Here is a 16,766-nt window from a genome sequence, read left to right as displayed (position 1 = left end):
TAGAGAAGCCGACCATGACCGACGCCGTCCTCTCCCCCGCCCCCGTGAAAGCCAGTCCGTTCAACGAACTGGAGGTTCTGTGGGTCCGCCACTGGACCGACAGCCTGTTCAGTTTCGGCGTCAAACGGCCCGAGGATTTCCGCTTCCGCTCGGGCGAATTCGTGATGATCGGCCTGCCGGGCGAAGACGGCGGAAAACCCGTGCTGCGCGCCTATTCCATCGCCAGCCCCTGCTGGGCCGAGGAGCTGGAGTTCTTCTCGATCAAGGTCGCCGACGGCCCCCTGACCTCGCGACTGCAGAAGATCCAGCCGGGCGACACGGTGCTGATGGGCAAGAAGCCGACCGGCACCCTGGTGCTGGACGCCCTGACGGGCGGCGAGCGGCTGTTCCTGATCGGCACGGGCACGGGTTTGGCCCCCTGGCTGAGCGTGGCGCGCGATTCCGAGACCTATTCCCGCTTCGGCCATATCTATGTGATCCACACGGTGCGCAGCGCCGCCGACCTGGCTTACCGCGACTTCTTCACCGGCGAGATCCACGACGATCCCCTGATCGGCGACGAGGCCAGGGCGCAGCTGACCTATTATCCGACGGTCACGCGCGAGGAATTCCAGACCCCGGGCCGGATCACCGACCGGATCAAGTCCGGGGACTTCTTCCGCGACCTGGGCCTGCCGGAAGGTTTCGATCCGGCCCGCGACCGCGCCATGCTGTGCGGCTCCATGGCCATGATCAAGGAAGCCGGCGAACTGCTGGAGACCTATGGGCTGAAGGAAGGCTCCAACGCCGAACCCGCCGACTATGTGCTGGAACGCGCCTTCGTCGGCTGACACTTGAAAAATCCGCTCATCCCGGCGAAAGCCGGGACCCAGATCTTTGGGCGATCCGTTGTTCGTGACGATCGGCCCACTTGATCCAGACGCCGGCGCCGTGAAAAGCACTGGGCCCCGGCTTTCGCCGGGATGAGCGGAAAGTTTTGATGCACCACCCTGCCCTTGTCGCCGTCGACGCCCGCGTCGATCCCGCCGAATGCCAGTCGATGGCCGAGGTCCGTCAGGGCGTCGACGCCCTGGACCGCGCCCTGGTCGCCCTGCTGGCCGAACGCCAGCGCTATATGGAGGCGGCCGCCCGCATCAAGCCCGACCGCGACGCCGTCTTCGACCAGGCCCGTATCGACGACGTGGTGGCCAAGGTCCTGACCGCCGCCGAAGCCCATCACCTGTCGCCCGACATCGCCGAGCCGGTGTGGCGCCTGCTGATCGACCGGTGCATCGCCCACGAGTTCGCGGTCTACGACCGGACCCGCCCCTAGGCTTTCAGGCTTCTCAGCATCAGCTCGTGGCGATAGGCGGCGACGTCGGCGAGCGCCGCGTCCATCGCCGTGCGGACCCGGTCCAGAGCCGGCGCCGCCAGCGCCTGTTCCGCCGTCTCCGCCTCGGCGCAGATCGCCGCCAGATCGCCGGCGCCGATGCCCGCCGCCGCGCCCCTTATGGTGTGGACGCCGTCGCGCCAGCCGTCGATCTTGGGATTCAGCAGGGCGGACCAGAGGGCGGCCTGTTCGACGAACAGACCCAGCACCTCTTCCGAAATCGCCGCGTCGCCGCCGGTCATGCCTTCCAGCACGCTGAAGTCGACGGCGCCTGTCAGGTCGCGACGCGCCATCAGGCGGCCTTTTCCCGTCGGCTGGTCGAGCGTGACGGTGCAGACGACCCTAAGGGATGAATGATCACGACGCTCGCTCCGGGCCGACTCGCGCGGCTGACTTCGCCCCGATCATAGACCGCCGAAGAAAGTTTGCGAAACCGCTTGCCAAGCCCCGAACGGCTGGGTAGTAGGAGCGCCCTTCGGCAGGGCGGTCGCCCGCGCCGAACATGAAGACGATCGGTCGGGTGATTAGCTCAGTTGGTAGAGCAGCTGACTCTTAATCAGCGGGTCGTAGGTTCGAACCCTACATCACCCACCATCGTCTTATTGATTTCATTGCATATTTAGCCAAACAAACCGAACGCTATCGTAAGCTGTCCTTTAGGACGGCGATTAGCACGGTGGATTACGGTCGGCGTTGCCTGACGATCTGGCCGGAGATGACACCGCCTCTCAAACTAATCCCCCTCGTTTCCGATTCGGAGGTCGAGTGATCTATGCAGTGCACGACTTGGAAGCTAGGGCCGATCTTGGTCTACAGAAGTCGACTGGGGAGCCCAAGAGTCAGATCCGAGCCGCTAAGCCACAGGATGGAGGACGTGCCGCGATTGGAGGCGCGGGCGTTTGAATTATCCCCACTCGATCGTGCGATCGAGCCGGAGCAGATCACGACGGACGGCCTAGCGTCAAACGGATCGGCGCTTCGAGCGCTCGGCTTCGCCCGCATCCATCGGCTAGACCGATTACGAGATGACAATGGGTCGAGAATTCTCATCTGCCGATCCGACGACGAGAGCGGCAGAAACAGCGCTTCAAATCCCAGGCCTCTGCCCAACGAGTCCTCTCCACCCACGGCGCGACCCACAACACCTTCAACGTCCAGCGTCATCTGATCAGCCGCCCTACCCTTCGCCGCTTGATCGGACTGAGCAGGGGTATTTGTCACCTGGCGCCGTTATCCTGACAGCATTGCCAGGTGAACTTCAGCGGCGCCTCCCTGAAGGCGAAGCCGTCCACGTGTGACTGAACGACGTCTCGCATACGCAGGACGCCTTCAAGGCTCTCGCCCTGGAGCAGGATTTCGAGCGCCTCGGGGAAGGCGTTCAGGGTCAGGTGCGCTTCAGGCAGGACCACAACCGCGTGATCCGGCGTGAAGTCCACCTCGAACCGGTGCGCCCAGTGTTTGCAAAGTTGTTGCAGGTATCTGGCGGCGCGCTGGGTAGGGACGCGAGCGAGGGTCTCGGGCATGTCATCTCCTGTCGTTCCCCCTCGGTTAGCGCCCGTCACCGCCGGTCGCGTGTCGTCCGGACGCCGATCTGCATCTGGCGACAGCAATCCTTCAGCCTGACATAGCCGCCGCTATTGCCGAGCTTGGCCAATCATTAGTATTGCGAGGCATTCTCAATAAAGGTCAAACCATGCGCCCGCAGCACGCCGTTTCCCCTATCCGCAGCCTGCGCCTGTCCGGGCCGGCATTGTGTTCTTCGGTGAGCGCCCTCGCCCTGGTCCTCGCCGCGGCGTCGCCGGCTCTCGCCCAGAACGCCTCGTCGACGCAGACCGCCCAAGCCGGTGCAGACGCGCCGGAGATCGAGGAGATCGTCGTCAACGCCTATCGCACCGCCGAATCCGTCGGCGCTGCGACCAAGACCCAGACCGCGCTGATCGACACGCCGCAATCGGTCTCGGTGATCACGCGCGACGAACTTGACGCGCGCGGCGTGCAGAACCTCAACGAGGCGACCCGCTATGTCGCCGGGGTTCTGCCGGAAAGCTCGGGCATGGATAACCGGATCGACGACATGTACATCCGCGGCTTCGACGCGGGCGGCTTCGCCAGCAATGTGATGCTGGACGGGCTTCGGATGCCCTCTGACAGCAGTTCGAGCTGGAACCACGCTTCGATCAACACCTGGAACATGCAGCAGGTGGAGGTCGTGAAGGGCCCCTCAAGCGTTCTCTATGGTCAACTCGCCCCCGGCGGCATGGTCAACCAGGTCAGCAAGACGCCGGTCGCGGGCCAGGCGCAGGTGCTGCAGCTGACGGCTGACGCCAACGGCAAGCACCAGATCGCCGGCGACGTTGGCGGCGGGGCTGCGGACGGTCAGGTTCAGGGACGGCTCGTCGCATTCTTCAAGGACGGGGGAACCCAGCTTGATCATGTCGATCATCAGCAATGGCTGGTGGCGCCCAGCGTCGAGTTCAAGGCCAATGACGGCGACACCCGGCTGACGCTCCTGGGCCTCTATCAGGAAGACAGCGGCGGCAGCACCTTCCAGTTCCTGCCCTACCAAGGCTCTGTCATCCCCGCCGCGAACGGCTATATCGACAACCAGACCTTCCTGGGCGAGCCGAACTGGAACGTCTATGACCGCACGGTCTGGTCGGCGGGCTACCAGTTCGAGCATCGCCTCACCGACGCCCTGACCCTGAGCCAGAGCGCGCGGGTGATGCACGTGGACTCCCTGTACCGCGCCACGGTGGTCTATGGCGTTCGCGGTCAGACGGTCACCAATCCCAACACCCTCACAGACGGAAGAATTCTGCCCCGTCGCGCCGTGCAGGGGCAAGGAGACTCCGACGGCTATACGATCGACACCCGGCTGGCCGGAGAATTCTCGACCGGCGCCTTCGAGCACGCCGTCCTGGCCGGCGTCGATTGGCAACAGACCGACTGGACCTTCCTGCGCAAACAGGCCGTCGTGTCGCAGACAGCGATCCAGATCGACGTCTATGACCCGGCCTACACCAACTACGACTTCGCCCCGACCCTCGCGAACCAGGTAGGCACGGACGAAACCGACCGACAGACCGGCGTCTATCTCCAGGATCAGATCAAGTCGGGGAAATGGCGTCTGACCCTGGGCGGCCGTTATGACTGGGCCAATCTGGACTCGCTGAACACCCTGACCAATGTTCGAGTGAAGACCAAGAACGAGGCGTTTTCCGGACGGGCGGGGCTGCTTTACGCCTTCGACAACGGCCTCTCGCCCTATGTGAGCTATTCGCAGTCGTTCCAGCCCACGCCCGGCACGGCGCGCGACGGCAGCGCTTTTGAGGCCATCACTGCCGACCAGTGGGAGGCCGGATTGAAGTACGAGCCCCAGACCATCGACGGCATGATCACCCTCTCGGCCTACGAATTGCGCCAGGACAACGTCCTGACCGCCGATCCGTTGAACACCGGGGCCGAGGCTTATCAGGTCCAGACCGGCCAGGTCCGCATTCGCGGGCTGGAGCTTGAGGGGCGCGTGACGCCGCTCGAGGGCTTGAGCCTGATCGGCGCGGGCACATTGTTCGACTCAGAGGTCACCCGCGACACCACCAACCAGGGCCATAACATGATCCGGGTGCCCGACTGGATGGGATCGTTCTGGGCGGACTACACGTTTGATCGCGGTCCGGCGCAGGGGCTGAGCGTGGCGGGCGGCGTTCGCTATGTCGACAGCACCTATGGCGATCTGGCCAACACCTTGGCGATCGACTCCTATCAGCTGTTCGATGCGGCCGTGCGCTATGACCTGGGCCAGATCGGCGGCACCCACGCGGTTCTGGCCCTGAACGGCAGCAACCTGGCCGACAAGCGGTATGTCGCCACCTGCTCGGCGCTGACCTCCTGCTACTACGGCACGGGCAGGACGCTCACGGCTTCGCTGAAGCTCTCCTGGTAACCGCCGTCACTGGCCGGCGCGGTCTTCAGCGGAAGGCGGCCGGCCAAAATGGCGCCGGTACGCCGCGGTGAAGGCCGCCGGGCTGGTGAAGCCGACCCGATAGCCGGCCTCGGCTATGCCCAGGCCCTGTTCCAGGATCAGCTCCCGGCCCATCTCCAGACGCCGGTCGCGCACATAGCCGAACAGGGTCGTGCCGAACGCGCCCTTGAAGCTGGCTTGCAGGGTCGTCAGGTTGATTCCTACGCGCCGGGCGAGCTCAAGCGAACTCGGGGGATGGGCCAGGGAGGCGTCGAGGATTTCGCGGGCCTCGCTGGCGCGTCGGTAGTTCAGGCGTCCGACCCGTCGAACCGCCCGCTCTTCGTCACGGAGCAGGATTGCGGTCTCAAACACAAATTGCAGCGCATGGGTTTCGGCGAAGAGATCGGCCAGCCGTCCGCCATAGGGATTGTCCAGAAGCCGGTGCGCGATCTGCGTCAGCCGATGCGAGGCGGGCAGAGCCGTGCTGTGGAACCCAGGACGCAGATAGTCGTGCAGAACGGCCAGGCCATCCTCGTCCGCCACATCGCCAAATCGTTCGAGGAAGCGGGGCGTCAAGGTGAAGCCGGCGCCCCGGCTTTTCGCGCCGGCCCGCCAGGTGCGGCCGCAGGGGGTCGACTGTCCAAACCCCATGACGAACGGTCGATTCAGCGCCTGTCCAGCGGGGAGATAGCCGTCCAGCGCGATCGGCACCACATCGCCGGTCAGCACCAGGCCGCAACTGAGCGAGCGCTCCTTGTCGGCGTCGAAGGCGCAGTTGGAAAGATAGGTGACGTCGTGGGTGTTGACGATCAGGCCGGCCTGCACCTCGCGAGCCCACAAGGCGCCCGCCACGACTGCGGACGGGTGGGCGTGCCCCTCCGCTCGAGGGGCAGGCAGGGACCGTCGATGGGCCTCGCCCAGCACCTGCGAGATCGATAACCGGCTTTCGGCGGTCGTGGTGGAATTCATCGCACTTGGTCTTCCGTCGTCCTAAGGCCTCGGCGCCGCGCGAGACGCCGGATTCGCCGGTGCGATCTCGCGACAGCATTTCCCGATCTGGCCAAAGCCAAGACGGTTGATCCAGCCGATCTATAATCGCTAATGATAACTACTCGCGAGTTCAAGGCGTCTGTCGGCGCCGGTCGATTGGAACCCACATGCTTGCCGCGTCACGCCCGATCCGAATTGCCGGGCTTATCGTCCTGATGGCGGCGCTGGGCCTGGCGACGCTGGGCTTGGCGGCCTGTGATCGAAAAGCGGTCCCAGCCGAGACGCAGACCACCGGCGAGTGGCGTCGTCACTTCGCCAATGCCGACGGCACCTTCACGGACATTCCCGCCAAGCCGCGCCGTATCCTGTCGACATCCACCTCGATCACCGGAACCCTGCTGGCGATCAATGCGCCGGTCGTGGCCAGCACCTCGGCGGCCAACGGCGTCTTCTTCGCGCAATGGGCGGACGTCGCCGACGCGCGAGGCGTCGAGAACGTCTGGCCCGCGGGCAGTATCGACCTTGAGGCTGCCCAGTCGGTGAGGCCGGATCTGATCGTGGTGTCCACGGGGGGCGCGGACTCGGCGCGCGAGCATCTCGCCGAGCTTCAGGCCATAGCCCCCACCATCGTCCTCGATTACGGCGGCCAGACCTGGCAAAGCCTTGCCGTCAAACTGGGTCAGGCCACCGGGCTTGAGGCGCAGGCCGCCGCCCGGATCGCCGACTTCGACCACTATGTCGCCAACGCCAGAAGCCGGATCGCGCCGCCCGCCGGGATGGTCAATATCATCAGCTACAACGGGCCGGGCGCGCGTAATCCCATCGCGACCAGCGACGGTGTGCATGGGCAACTGCTGGAAGCCATGGGTTTCAAGGTCGAGAACCCCGATCCTCGCTGGCACAGCACGCCCGAACCCCGCACGGACTTCGTGTGGGCGCAGTATGAAAACCTGACCAAGCTGAAGGCGGAGACGACGTTTCTGTTGCGGGTCGACGATAGCCGCGCCGCCGCCTTCCTGAACGATCCCGTCCTCGCCAACCTGCCGTCTGTCCGCAAGAAACAGGTCCATGGGCTGGGCGCCAACTCCTTTCGGATCGACTATTACAGCGCGACCGAGATCGTCGATGGTCTGACCAAGGCCTTCGAGCGGTGATTACGGCCCGAGGAGGGCGTGGCGCTCTTGGCTCACCCTGGGCCCGCAGACTTGGAGGACCGGGCGCGGGCCTGGTTTTGGGCCTGATCCTTTTGGCCCTGTTGGCCGTGGGCAGCCTGCTACTGGGCGCGCGCGCCATCACTGCCGCAACGGCCTGGCATGGCTTTGTCGCCTTTGATCCCACGAACAGTGATCATCTGCTGATCCGGTATCTGCGCGCGCCCCGGGCCCTGGTCGCCATTGTGGCCGGTGCGGCGCTGGGGGCGGCGGGCGTCGTCATGCAGGCCTTGACCCGTAACCCGCTGGCTGAACCCGGACTGCTCGGCGTCAACGCCGGTGCGGCGGCTGGCGTCGTGGTCGCCATCGCCGGCTTCGGCGGTTCGGGCGTCGCAGGCTCGATCTTCGGCGGTCTTGTCGGCGCGGCGCTCGCCGGGCTCGCCGTCGTCCTGCTGGGCGGGCTTATGGGACGTTTTAGCCCCGTGCGGCTGGTGCTGACGGGATCGGCCCTGTCGGTTGTCCTGCTCGCGCTCACCCAGATCATCACCGTCAACAGCGACGCCGAGGTGTTTGATCGGTTCCGTCACTGGGCTGTCGGATCGCTGGAGGGCCGGGGCTATGAGGTTCTGGCGCCGGTGACGGTTCTCGTCGGGCTCGGTCTGGCCATCTTGGCGGCGTTGGCCCGCGCGCTGGACGCCGTGGTTCTGGGGGATGATCTGGCGCGTGGTCTCGGGGCGAGCCCGGCTGCGGTCTGGTCGCTTGCGTCCCTGGCCGTCGTTCTTCTGGCCGGCGCGGCGACCGCCGCGGCAGGGCCCATCAGCTTTCTGGGCCTGGCTGCACCCCATGTCGCCCGGGCGGTCGTGGGGCCGAGCCATCGCTGGCTGATCGCCTATGCGATGTTGATCGGCGCGCTCCTGATGCTCGCGGCCGATTGCGCCGGGCGGCTGATCATTCGGTCCGGCGAGATCGATGTCGGCGTCATGGTCGCCCTGATCGGGGCGCCCTTCTTTATCGCGCTGGTCCGCAAGGGAAGGCTCGCGAGACATGGGTGATCGCGCTTTATTCCGCGTGACCGCCAGCGTCGTGGGGCCGGTGTGGAGGGCGAACCGCATCGCCGTGCGTCTGCACCCGCGGACAATGACGGTCGCCTTGCTTCTGGCGCTGCTGACGGTCGGCCTGACCGCAGGTCTGCTGACCATGGGGCGAATAGAGATCGCGCCGAGCCAGATCGCCGAAATCCTGTTCAGCGGCGGCGGAGAGGAAAGCAACCGCAGGATTATTCTGGGCCTTCGTCTGCCCAGGGCGGCGACGGGCTTTTTCGTCGGGGCGGCCCTGGGCGTTTCCGGCGCCATCTTCCAGTCGGTGTCGCGCAACCCACTCGGCTCGCCCGATGTGATCGGGTTCATGACCGGATCGGCGACAGGGGCGATCGCCTGGATCATGCTGGTCGGGCAGCAGCCCCTGGGCATTGCGTCCGCGGCGGTTTGCGGCGGTCTGGCCGCAGCCGTGATCGTCTATCTCTTGTCTTTGACGGGCGGCAGGATCGTCGGTGATCGGCTCGTGCTCGTCGGGATCGGCGTCGGCGCCACCCTGGCCGCGCTCAATGGGCTGCTTCTGTCGCAAGGAAAGCTCGACAGCGCGGTTCTGGCCAACCTCTGGCTCGCCGGTTCGCTCAACGCCCGCACCTGGGATCACGCCGTCCCGGTGATGACGGCCGTGGTCATCCTTACGCCGCTGGCCATGGCGCTGGCCCGTCGGCTCGCGATCATGGAGATGGGGGACGACCTCGGCCGGCAGCTTGGAATCGCAGTCGACCGCACGCGTTTGTTCGCCGTCGCAATCGGCGTGACCCTGGCCGCCCTGGCGACCGGCGCGGCTGGGCCGATCGCCTTCATCGCGCTCGCCGCGCCGCAACTGGCCAAGCGGTTGAGCCTGTCGCGGGGCGTGCCCGTCGCGACGGCGGCCCTGATGGGCGGGGGCCTGGTGCTTCTGGCCGATCTGGTCACCCAGGCTCTGCCGTTTCACGCCACCCTTCCGATCGGCCGCATGACCGGCCTGATCGGCGGCGTCTATTTCCTTTGGCTGCTCAGCCGATCGCGCACGCTGTGACCTGATGCCCTACCCCGTAGACATACTCCTTCGCGGACAAGCCCTTGGGCTCTCCTATGGCCGGCGCGTGGTCTCACGTGATCTGGATGTGGACATCCCGCTGGGCCAGATCAGCGTGATCATCGGCGCCAACGCCTGCGGCAAGTCGACTCTTCTTCGCGCGCTGTCACGGCTCTTGCCCCCCAGCGCCGGCCAGATATTCCTGGGCGGTCGAGACATCCGCGACTATGGCGCCAAGGCCCTGGCGCGCACCCTGGCCTATCTGCCGCAGTCGGCCAGCGCGCCGCATGGGATTACGGCGGCCGATCTGGTCGCCCGCGGGCGCTATCCGCATCAGACGCTGCTGCGCCAGTGGTCGGAGGCGGACGATCAGGCGGTGCGGCGAGCGATGGCCCAGGCCCAGGTCGCCGATCTGGCCGACCGCATCGTCGACGAGCTGTCCGGCGGTCAGCGTCAACGTGTCTGGCTGGCGCTCGTACTCGCCCAGGAAACGCCGGTCCTGCTCCTTGACGAGCCGACGACCTATCTGGACGTGGCCCACCAGTTCGAGGTGCTCGAGCTTTGCCGAAGCCTCAATCGCGACCACGGCAAGACCCTGGTGATGGTGTTGCACGACCTGAACCAGGCGGCGCGATACGCCGACCATGTCATCGCCATGCGGGACGGGGCCATCGTCGCCGCCGGCGCCCCGGACGACGTCCTGACGCCAGAGCGGATCGACCAGGTCTTCGGCCTGGCCTGCATGGTCTTGCGCGACCCCGTCACCGGCACGCCGTTGATCGTCCCCACCATCGGGGGGGCGGGGAGCGGCGGCGGCGGCGCGCCGCAAACGGTTTCATATTCCCAAAAGGAGGCGTCATGACCCGGTCGGGCAAGCTTTGTATTGGTCTGTCACTGGCGATCACCTGGCTGAACGGCGAAGGCTGGCGGCGCCCCGACAGCGGCATCGAAAACATCCATTGCGCCGATTTCTACATCGACATCGCCAAGCGGGCGGAGGCGGCCAAGCTGGATTTTCTGTTCCGGCCTGACTCGCTCTTTCTCGACGCGTCGCGACTGTCCAGCGCGCCGGGGTTCAGCAGTCTGGATCCGAGCCTGCTCCTGACGGCGATCGCGCAGGAGACCCAGCGCATCGGCCTTGTCTCCACCGCCTCCACCAGCTTCTACCCGCCCTATGTGGTGGCGCGGCAGATCCAGTCGCTCAACTGGCTGAGCCGGGGCCGCGCCGGCTGGAACATCGTCACCTCGATGGACGGCAGCGACAATTTCGGCGACGAGCCCATGCTTTCGTCGGCCGATCGATACGCCAAGGCGCGTGAGTTCACCGACGTCGTGCAAGCCCTGTGGGCCAGCTATCCGGACGAGGCGCTGGTGCTGGATCGCGCGAACGGCCTCTACGCCAATGCCGACAAGGTGCAGCCGATTCATCATCGCGGCCGCCATTTCTCGGTCGAGGGCCCCCTGACCGTTCCAACCTATCCCGGCGCCAAGATTCCCTTCTTCCAGGCCGGGGCATCGGAATGGGGACGGGATTTCGCAGCGCGTGTCGCTCATGGCGTCTTCGCCGCAGCGCCGGACATCGCCGCCGGCGTCGATCTGCGCGCCGATCTTCGCTCGCGGGCCAGCGCGCACGGCCGCGATCCCGACGATCTGCGCGTCTTGCCGGGGCTAAGCCTGTTTCTGGGCGACACCGAGTCGGAGGCGCGCGACCTGTATGCGCAAACCCATGCCGGACAGAATCTGCAGCGCAAGCACGCCTATATTCTGGAGAACCTGGGTCTGGACGTCAGCGCCCTGCCCGCCGACATGCCGATCACGCCGGACAGGCTGCCGAAACTGAACCGGCCCGTGCGCAGCCGCACCCATGCGGACCTGTTGCGCAGACTGATCGAACGGGAGACGCCGACGGTGAGCGAGCTTCTGGATCGTCCGGAAGTCTCCGGGTCAGCGCATTGGCTGTTTGTCGGCACGCCACAGGACGCCGCCCGCGAGATCGCCCGGTGGTTCGAAGCGGGCGCCGGCGACGGCTTCATCGCCCTTCCGGGCGGATCGGCGCGATCGATGGACTTGCTGTTCGAGCGCTTGGTGCCGCAACTGATCGAGGACGGCCTGTTTGACGCCGACTATCGCGGCGGGAATTTCGCGGAGCATTTGGGAATTTAAGGCCTGGAGTGCTTCGAGGGAACAGGCCGGATATTTAGCCGGTGGAAGGCTTCACCGTACGCCACTTGCGCGCAGAGCGGCTTCATCTCTCCCAAGTCTGTTTCGCGCCAGGACCGACCACGCGCGTCGCGCCATGCCTGGAACTGCCCTGCTGATCGCCGAGGAGATCGAGGAACAGGCGGCCGTCTATCGCAGCACGATGGCGCTGGGCGGCCCGACCCTGCTCGACGTGACAGTTTTGCGCCACATGCTCAGCTCCGTGATCACAAGCCGTTGACCGACGCACCGAGCCTTGGAAAGATGCCTGCGGGGCATGCTGGGGGCGGCTGAGTTGAAGAACGAAGGCTGGCGCGGACTGGTGCGCCGCATCACACGTATCACCTACGATCCTGTCGGCGCGGAGGATGTCGTGCAATCCGCCATGGTGCGGATGCTCGAGTATCGGCGCGACAACGTCCTGGCCAATCCGGAAGCGTTCGTGGCGCGGGCGGCGGTGAACCTCGCGATCGACGAACGCCGTCAGCGCGCTCGTCGCCCGCAGGAAACTCTGGATCTCCTCGAAAACGCGTTCGTCGACACCTATCCTTTGCAGGACGAGGTTCTGCGCGCGCGCGAGCGTCTGGCGCGTCTCAAACAGGGTTTGACCCGGCTCAGCCCGCGCACCCGAGAAGTGTTTTTGCTTCACCGGCTGGAAGGTCTGAAGTATCGGGAGATCGCCGAGCGTCTGGACATCACGGTCAGCGCGGTCGAGAAGCACGTGGCCAAGGCCACCCTTTTCCTGACAGGATGGACCGAGAAGTGGTGAAGCGTGCGCGCGATCTGGAAGCCGTCCGCCGCGAAGCGGCCGCCTGGCTCGCGCGTCTGCATGTCGAATCGCGCGGGAAGGCTGACGAAGCCGGTTTTCAGGCCTGGCTGGAGCGGTCGGAGGATCATCGCGCCAACTTCGACGCCCTGACCGCCACGTGGGAATTGACGGGCGCATTGAAGAATGACCCCGAGGTCGCCTTGATGACTCGGCGGGGGCCCACGCACCTGGCCCGCCGCGCGATGCTGACCGGCGCCGGTGTTTCAGCCATCGGTCTGGGTTGGCTGGCTCTCACGCCGAAGGTGTACGCCACCGACATTGGCGAGACCCGCACCCTTCATCTGGATGACGGCGCCTCGGTTCTGCTCGACGCCAACAGTCGCCTTTCGGTGCAAGTCGATGCCCGACAACGCCGAGTGAACCTGAGCAAGGGGCGAGCCTTCTTTCGTTCGGCGACCGCCCCGGCGCTACCCCTTGTGGTGAACGCCGAGGGACGCGAGATCATCTCCGAAGGCGGCGACGCCTTCGGCGTCTCCATATTGTCTTCGGCGGTGTCTGTCGTGGCCGTCGAGGGGAAGGTGTTGGTGACGGACACGAACCAGTCGTTCGGCCGCATCGTCGCCGTCGCCGGCCAAAGACTGGTGATGAACCGGCAGAAGCCCGCACTGCGCGAGATAGTCGACGTCCAGTCGGCTACGGCTTGGCGTTTTGGCCAGGCCGTATTCGACGACCTGCCCCTCCCCCAGGCCTTGGCGGAGATGAACCGCTATAGTCGTCGCCGCATCGTATTGTCGGATCCATCGCTGGAGACCCTGCGGATCAGCGGCGTCTACAAGGCCGGCGACAACGAGGCCTTCGCCCGGTCGGTCGCGACTCTGCTCGACCTCGAGGTTCGAACCAACGGCGGCGGACTGATGATCGAACCGCGCCGCGGCGCTTGAGCGCCTTCGACGAACCTCAGAAAAAACTTGCTGAGGAAAATTCAACCGCCGTCGTCAAACCTGTTGAGCCTGGGGGTATCGGGCCAAGAGGGGATAAAATTTTCATGATAACGAGAAATGATGGCCGGCTGCGCCGGATGTTGGCTGGATCGGCCGCCGTGGGCGTGCTGTTGGTCGCCGGCGCCGCCTGGGGGCAGGCCGTAAGCGTGGACGTGCAGGCCCAGCCGCTGGACAACGCCTTGCGCGAACTCGGCAAGGAGACCGGCGCCAATATTCTGTTTTCGGCCAGAGACGTGGCCGGTCACCGCGCGTCCGCCGTCGTTGGTCGCTACACGCCGCTTGAAGCGGCGCGCCGGCTCGCCGGTTCCGCGGGTCTTGAGGTGGTTGAAGACGGTTCGGGCGCGCTGATCGTGCGCGCACCGGGCTCAGCGCCCCCCGCCACCGTACAGCCAGCCTCGTTCGAGACTGTAGATCAAAGCTCTGCTACTCAGGTTGAAGAAGTGGTGGTGACCGGTTCGCGCTTGCGTCGGACCAGCTTCGACAGCCCGTCGCCAGTCGTGGAAGTCGAACGCGACGACCTGCTGGAAAGCGGTTATACCGACCTCGCGGAAGCCCTGACCGACCTGCCCGGCGTCGATATCGGCGTCAACCTGTCGACCAGCCAGTCGGCAGTCCAGGACAACGGCCTTTCGACCGTCAGCCTGCGTTCGCTCGGTCAGAACCGCACCCTGACCTTGATCGACGGGCACCGCACCGTCTCCAACGCCGGCAACATGAACACGGTGAGCCTCAGCTCGATCCCCGAGTTCTTCGTCGATCGCGTCGAGATCAGCACCGGCGGCGCGTCGGCCGTCTATGGTTCGGACGCCGTCTCGGGCGTGGTCAACATCATCACCACCAGCAAGATGGACGGCGTGAAGGCCCGGGTCGTGAAGGGCTTCACGGAAGACGGCGGCGGCGAAAGCACCGAATTCTCGCTGGCCGGAGGCAATCGCTTCCTGAACGATCGACTGTTCGCGATGATCGGCGGGACCTTCGAGAAGCAGGAAGCCCTCTATGCGTCGGACCGCGACTGGGCCACCCAGTCGGTGGTCTACGACCCCGACACCAACACCGTGTCGTCGCCGGATCTGTCGACCTATACGCCCGGCGGCCGTTTCCGCAGCAGCAGCTTCTACTATGACGATGAGGGGCTGCAGAGGAACTTCGTCACAGCGGTCAACGGCTATGAAACCCGCGCGGACGGCACCCTGATCACGCCGGCGGAGCGTTTGTCCGCCGCCGTCAAGGTCACCTACGACGTCACTCCGGACATCAAGGTCTGGGGCCAGTTCCAGGCGTCCCGGGTCACGACCGACTCGACGCGTGCGGCCGCCACCCTGAGCAATTCGTCGACCTATGGCGTCAACGACGAATACTCGATCGGCAACATCGCCCGCAGCAACCCCTATGTGCCTTCGGAGATCTATTCGTCCTCGACCTCGTCGATCAGCTTCCGTCGCCGGATGACCGAGGTGGGCAACTTGCAGATCTATAACCGCCGCACCACGCTGCGCGGCTGGCTCGGCGCCGAAGGCAAGGTGTTCGGTGACTGGGACTGGGCCCTGACCTACGGCTATGGCGAATACAAGGGCTACCAGATTCGCGAGAACGCCCTGAACATGGCCAACGTCGATTATGCGTTGGACGCTGAAGTGAACGCCGCCACCGGCGATATCCAGTGCAAGGACGCTACGGCGCGGGCCGACGGCTGCGTGCCCCTGAACCTGTTCGGCGTAGGCTCGATCAGCGAGGAAGCCGCCAACTACATTCGCGCCAACCTTTGGTACAAGCCGCACAATCGACAGGACACCGTCGAAGGCCACATGACCGGTGAACTGTTCCAACTGCCGGCCGGCCCCGTCGCGACGGCGTTCGGTTTCGAACTGCGCCGCGACAAGACCAGCACCACGACCGACGCATTGACGCAAAGCGGCCTGGCCAGCCTCGCCTATATTCCCGAATACAGCGGGGAGATCGAGGCGAAGGAAGCCTTCGCCGAATTCTCCGCCCCGCTGTTGAAGGACCTGCCCTTCATCTACAAGCTCGAGATCGACGGCGCCCTCCGCGTCGCTCACTACAATCTCGAGAACGTCGGCACGACTCTCAGCTATCGGGCCGGCCTGCAGTGGGCTCCAGTCGAAAGCCTTCGTTTCCGCACGGTCTGGAGCCGCGCCCAGCGCGCACCTGACACCACCGAGCTCTATTCGCCGCCGCGCGACGACTATGACTCGATCACCGATGTCTGCAGCGGCGTCACGGCCGGCACGACCGGTACGGTGGCCCAGAACTGCCGGGCCGATCCGGGCATCGCGGCGGCCATTGCGGCGAACGGCGTCTTCACCTCGGAAGTCACCAGCGTCAACGCGCCCAACGGCGGCAATACCGATCTGAAGGAAGAGACCGCCGACACCCTGACCGTCGGTCTGGTGTTCCAGCCGACCTTCCTGCGCGGCTTCGACCTGAGCGTCGACTACTATGACATCAAGGTGGCCGATGCGATCTCGTCGCTGTCGAACAGCCAGCTGATGGCCGAGTGCTACGGTTCGAGCAGCGGCGTCGACAACCGCTTCTGCAATGTCATCACCCGGGACGCCGAGGGCCAGATCACCAAGATCCTGAACCTCGAAGAGAACCTCGACGATCTACGCGCTTCCGGCGTCGATGTGGCGGCGCGATACCGCTTCGACCTGGACGCCTGGAAGGTGCCGGGCGACTTCACCGTCGGGCTCAACTACAGCCGCCGTCTGAAGCTGGAGAGCCGCTATGAGGGCGTCGACGGCACCACCTTGGCGGACGACCTCGGCGAGGTCGGCACGTCCGAGCACGAGGCCAAGGGCAGCCTGGCCTGGCGCGACCGTCGTTGGAACGTGAAATGGACGACGGCCTACATCGGTGAAGCGGTGGACGACAACGATCTGGCGGCGGCCTTCGCCGAAGCCGGCGTCACCGACCCTCTGTATCTGAACGTCGACGCCTATTGGCGTCATGACCTGGCGGTGAGGTTCTATCCGGACCCGAAGAACAAGGACTTGCGCGTCTTCGGCACGATCAAGAACCTGTTCGACACCCAGGGCCCGTTCCTGCCCAGCGGCACGGAATCCGGCAACGACTACAACTACAGCGCCGTCTACGGCGTGACCGGTCGGGCCTATACTCTGGGCGTACAGGTCGCTTTCTAACATGGCGCTTCTCGCCGGCGCTCTCGGGCGTCGGCGAGACCTCCCTTCCGGAGCCT

General features: G+C 65.5%; 15 protein-coding genes and 1 tRNA gene. 13 read left to right on the top strand and 3 right to left on the bottom strand.

All coding sequences use genetic code 11. The annotated features are described in order from the left end of the window. Window positions 1–14: 14 nt before the first annotated feature. Window positions 15–830: a ferredoxin--NADP reductase gene (locus ACVPT3_RS06135; protein WP_492043280.1), complete on the top strand. Its 816-nt coding sequence runs from the start codon at window positions 15–17 to the stop codon at window positions 828–830. Between the two features lie 149 nt (window positions 831–979). Next, window positions 980–1,312 carry a chorismate mutase gene (locus ACVPT3_RS06130; RefSeq protein ID WP_492043279.1) on the top strand — a complete coding sequence of 111 codons (333 nt, stop codon included), beginning with the start codon at window positions 980–982 and terminating at the stop codon, window positions 1,310–1,312. Here ACVPT3_RS06130 and ACVPT3_RS06125 read toward each other — a convergent pair. After that, a complete protein-coding gene (locus ACVPT3_RS06125; RefSeq protein ID WP_492043278.1) occupies window positions 1,309–1,662 on the bottom strand; it encodes an Hpt domain-containing protein in 354 nt (117 codons plus the stop codon). The two genes, ACVPT3_RS06130 and ACVPT3_RS06125, sit on opposite strands and share 4 nt — an antisense overlap. A 225-nt stretch (window positions 1,663–1,887) precedes the next feature. Here ACVPT3_RS06125 and ACVPT3_RS06120 point away from each other — a divergent pair. Then, window positions 1,888–1,963 (top strand) — tRNA-Lys (locus tag ACVPT3_RS06120). Between the two features lie 623 nt (window positions 1,964–2,586). Here ACVPT3_RS06120 and ACVPT3_RS06115 read toward each other — a convergent pair. Next, window positions 2,587–2,892, bottom strand: coding sequence for a DUF2218 domain-containing protein (locus tag ACVPT3_RS06115; protein ID WP_492043277.1), 306 nt, complete (start codon window positions 2,890–2,892; stop codon window positions 2,587–2,589). Between the two features lie 239 nt (window positions 2,893–3,131). Between ACVPT3_RS06115 and ACVPT3_RS06110 the strand changes: the two genes are divergently transcribed. After that, window positions 3,132–5,312: a TonB-dependent siderophore receptor gene (locus ACVPT3_RS06110; RefSeq protein WP_492043276.1), complete on the top strand. Its 2,181-nt coding sequence runs from the start codon at window positions 3,132–3,134 to the stop codon at window positions 5,310–5,312. A 6-nt stretch (window positions 5,313–5,318) separates the two neighbouring features. Here ACVPT3_RS06110 and ACVPT3_RS06105 read toward each other — a convergent pair whose 3' ends face one another. After that, the gene (locus ACVPT3_RS06105) at window positions 5,319–6,299 is read right to left on the bottom strand and encodes a helix-turn-helix transcriptional regulator (RefSeq protein ID WP_492043275.1); all 981 of its coding nucleotides are present in this window, start codon (window positions 6,297–6,299) and stop codon (window positions 5,319–5,321) included. Between the two features lie 188 nt (window positions 6,300–6,487). Between ACVPT3_RS06105 and fepB the strand changes: the two genes are divergently transcribed. The 9 genes from fepB to ACVPT3_RS06060 all read left to right on the top strand — a co-directional run bounded on the left by fepB (window position 6,488) and on the right by ACVPT3_RS06060 (window position 16,710). Continuing rightward, the gene (gene fepB, locus ACVPT3_RS06100; RefSeq protein WP_492043274.1) at window positions 6,488–7,474 is read left to right on the top strand and encodes a Fe2+-enterobactin ABC transporter substrate-binding protein; all 987 of its coding nucleotides are present in this window, start codon (window positions 6,488–6,490) and stop codon (window positions 7,472–7,474) included. Between the two features lie 77 nt (window positions 7,475–7,551). Beyond that, on the top strand, window positions 7,552–8,523 hold the full coding sequence (locus ACVPT3_RS06095; protein ID WP_492043273.1) for a FecCD family ABC transporter permease: 972 nt from the start codon (window positions 7,552–7,554) through the stop codon (window positions 8,521–8,523). Between the two features lie 16 nt (window positions 8,524–8,539). Beyond that, window positions 8,540–9,580, top strand: coding sequence for a FecCD family ABC transporter permease (locus ACVPT3_RS06090; protein ID WP_492043272.1), 1,041 nt, complete (start codon window positions 8,540–8,542; stop codon window positions 9,578–9,580). A gap of 67 nt (window positions 9,581–9,647) precedes the next feature. Beyond that, a complete protein-coding gene (locus ACVPT3_RS06085; protein ID WP_492043271.1) occupies window positions 9,648–10,442 on the top strand; it encodes an ABC transporter ATP-binding protein in 795 nt (264 codons plus the stop codon). After that, entirely contained in the window at window positions 10,439–11,743 is a 1,305-nt protein-coding gene (locus ACVPT3_RS06080; RefSeq protein ID WP_492043270.1) for an NtaA/DmoA family FMN-dependent monooxygenase, read from the top strand. Before ACVPT3_RS06085 ends, ACVPT3_RS06080 begins: the two co-directional genes overlap by 4 nt. 133 nt (window positions 11,744–11,876) lie before the next feature. Continuing rightward, on the top strand, window positions 11,877–12,020 hold the full coding sequence (locus tag ACVPT3_RS06075; RefSeq protein ID WP_492043269.1) for a hypothetical protein: 144 nt from the start codon (window positions 11,877–11,879) through the stop codon (window positions 12,018–12,020). Between the two features lie 54 nt (window positions 12,021–12,074). Then, window positions 12,075–12,548 carry an RNA polymerase sigma factor gene (locus ACVPT3_RS06070; protein WP_492043268.1) on the top strand — a complete coding sequence of 158 codons (474 nt, stop codon included), beginning with the start codon at window positions 12,075–12,077 and terminating at the stop codon, window positions 12,546–12,548. Then, window positions 12,545–13,489 carry a FecR family protein gene (locus ACVPT3_RS06065; RefSeq protein ID WP_492043267.1) on the top strand — a complete coding sequence of 315 codons (945 nt, stop codon included), beginning with the start codon at window positions 12,545–12,547 and terminating at the stop codon, window positions 13,487–13,489. The genes ACVPT3_RS06070 and ACVPT3_RS06065 overlap by 4 nt, the downstream gene beginning before the upstream one ends. Before the next feature lie 104 nt (window positions 13,490–13,593). Further along, entirely contained in the window at window positions 13,594–16,710 is a 3,117-nt protein-coding gene (locus ACVPT3_RS06060; protein WP_492043266.1) for a TonB-dependent receptor domain-containing protein, read from the top strand. Window positions 16,711–16,766 lie beyond the last annotated feature (56 nt).

Source organism: Brevundimonas sp. FV1ps31S (genome assembly GCF_058681265.1).
This window is presented reverse-complemented; position numbering and strand designations above follow the sequence as displayed.

Excerpts from the sequence above, each read along its gene's own strand:
- ACVPT3_RS06115 (WP_492043277.1), bottom strand. The coding sequence starts at position 2,892 with ATGCCCGAGACCCTCGCTCGCGTCCCTACCCAGCGCGCCGCCAGATAC.
- ACVPT3_RS06075 (WP_492043269.1), top strand. The coding sequence starts at position 11,877 with ATGCCTGGAACTGCCCTGCTGATCGCCGAGGAGATCGAGGAACAGGCG.
- ACVPT3_RS06135 (WP_492043280.1), top strand. The coding sequence starts at position 15 with ATGACCGACGCCGTCCTCTCCCCCGCCCCCGTGAAAGCCAGTCCGTTC.
- fepB (WP_492043274.1), top strand. The coding sequence starts at position 6,488 with ATGCTTGCCGCGTCACGCCCGATCCGAATTGCCGGGCTTATCGTCCTG.
- ACVPT3_RS06080 (WP_492043270.1), top strand. The coding sequence starts at position 10,439 with ATGACCCGGTCGGGCAAGCTTTGTATTGGTCTGTCACTGGCGATCACC.
- ACVPT3_RS06130 (WP_492043279.1), top strand. The coding sequence starts at position 980 with ATGCACCACCCTGCCCTTGTCGCCGTCGACGCCCGCGTCGATCCCGCC.
- ACVPT3_RS06105 (WP_492043275.1), bottom strand. The coding sequence starts at position 6,299 with ATGAATTCCACCACGACCGCCGAAAGCCGGTTATCGATCTCGCAGGTG.
- ACVPT3_RS06060 (WP_492043266.1), top strand. The coding sequence starts at position 13,594 with ATGATAACGAGAAATGATGGCCGGCTGCGCCGGATGTTGGCTGGATCG.
- ACVPT3_RS06125 (WP_492043278.1), bottom strand. The coding sequence starts at position 1,662 with ATGGCGCGTCGCGACCTGACAGGCGCCGTCGACTTCAGCGTGCTGGAA.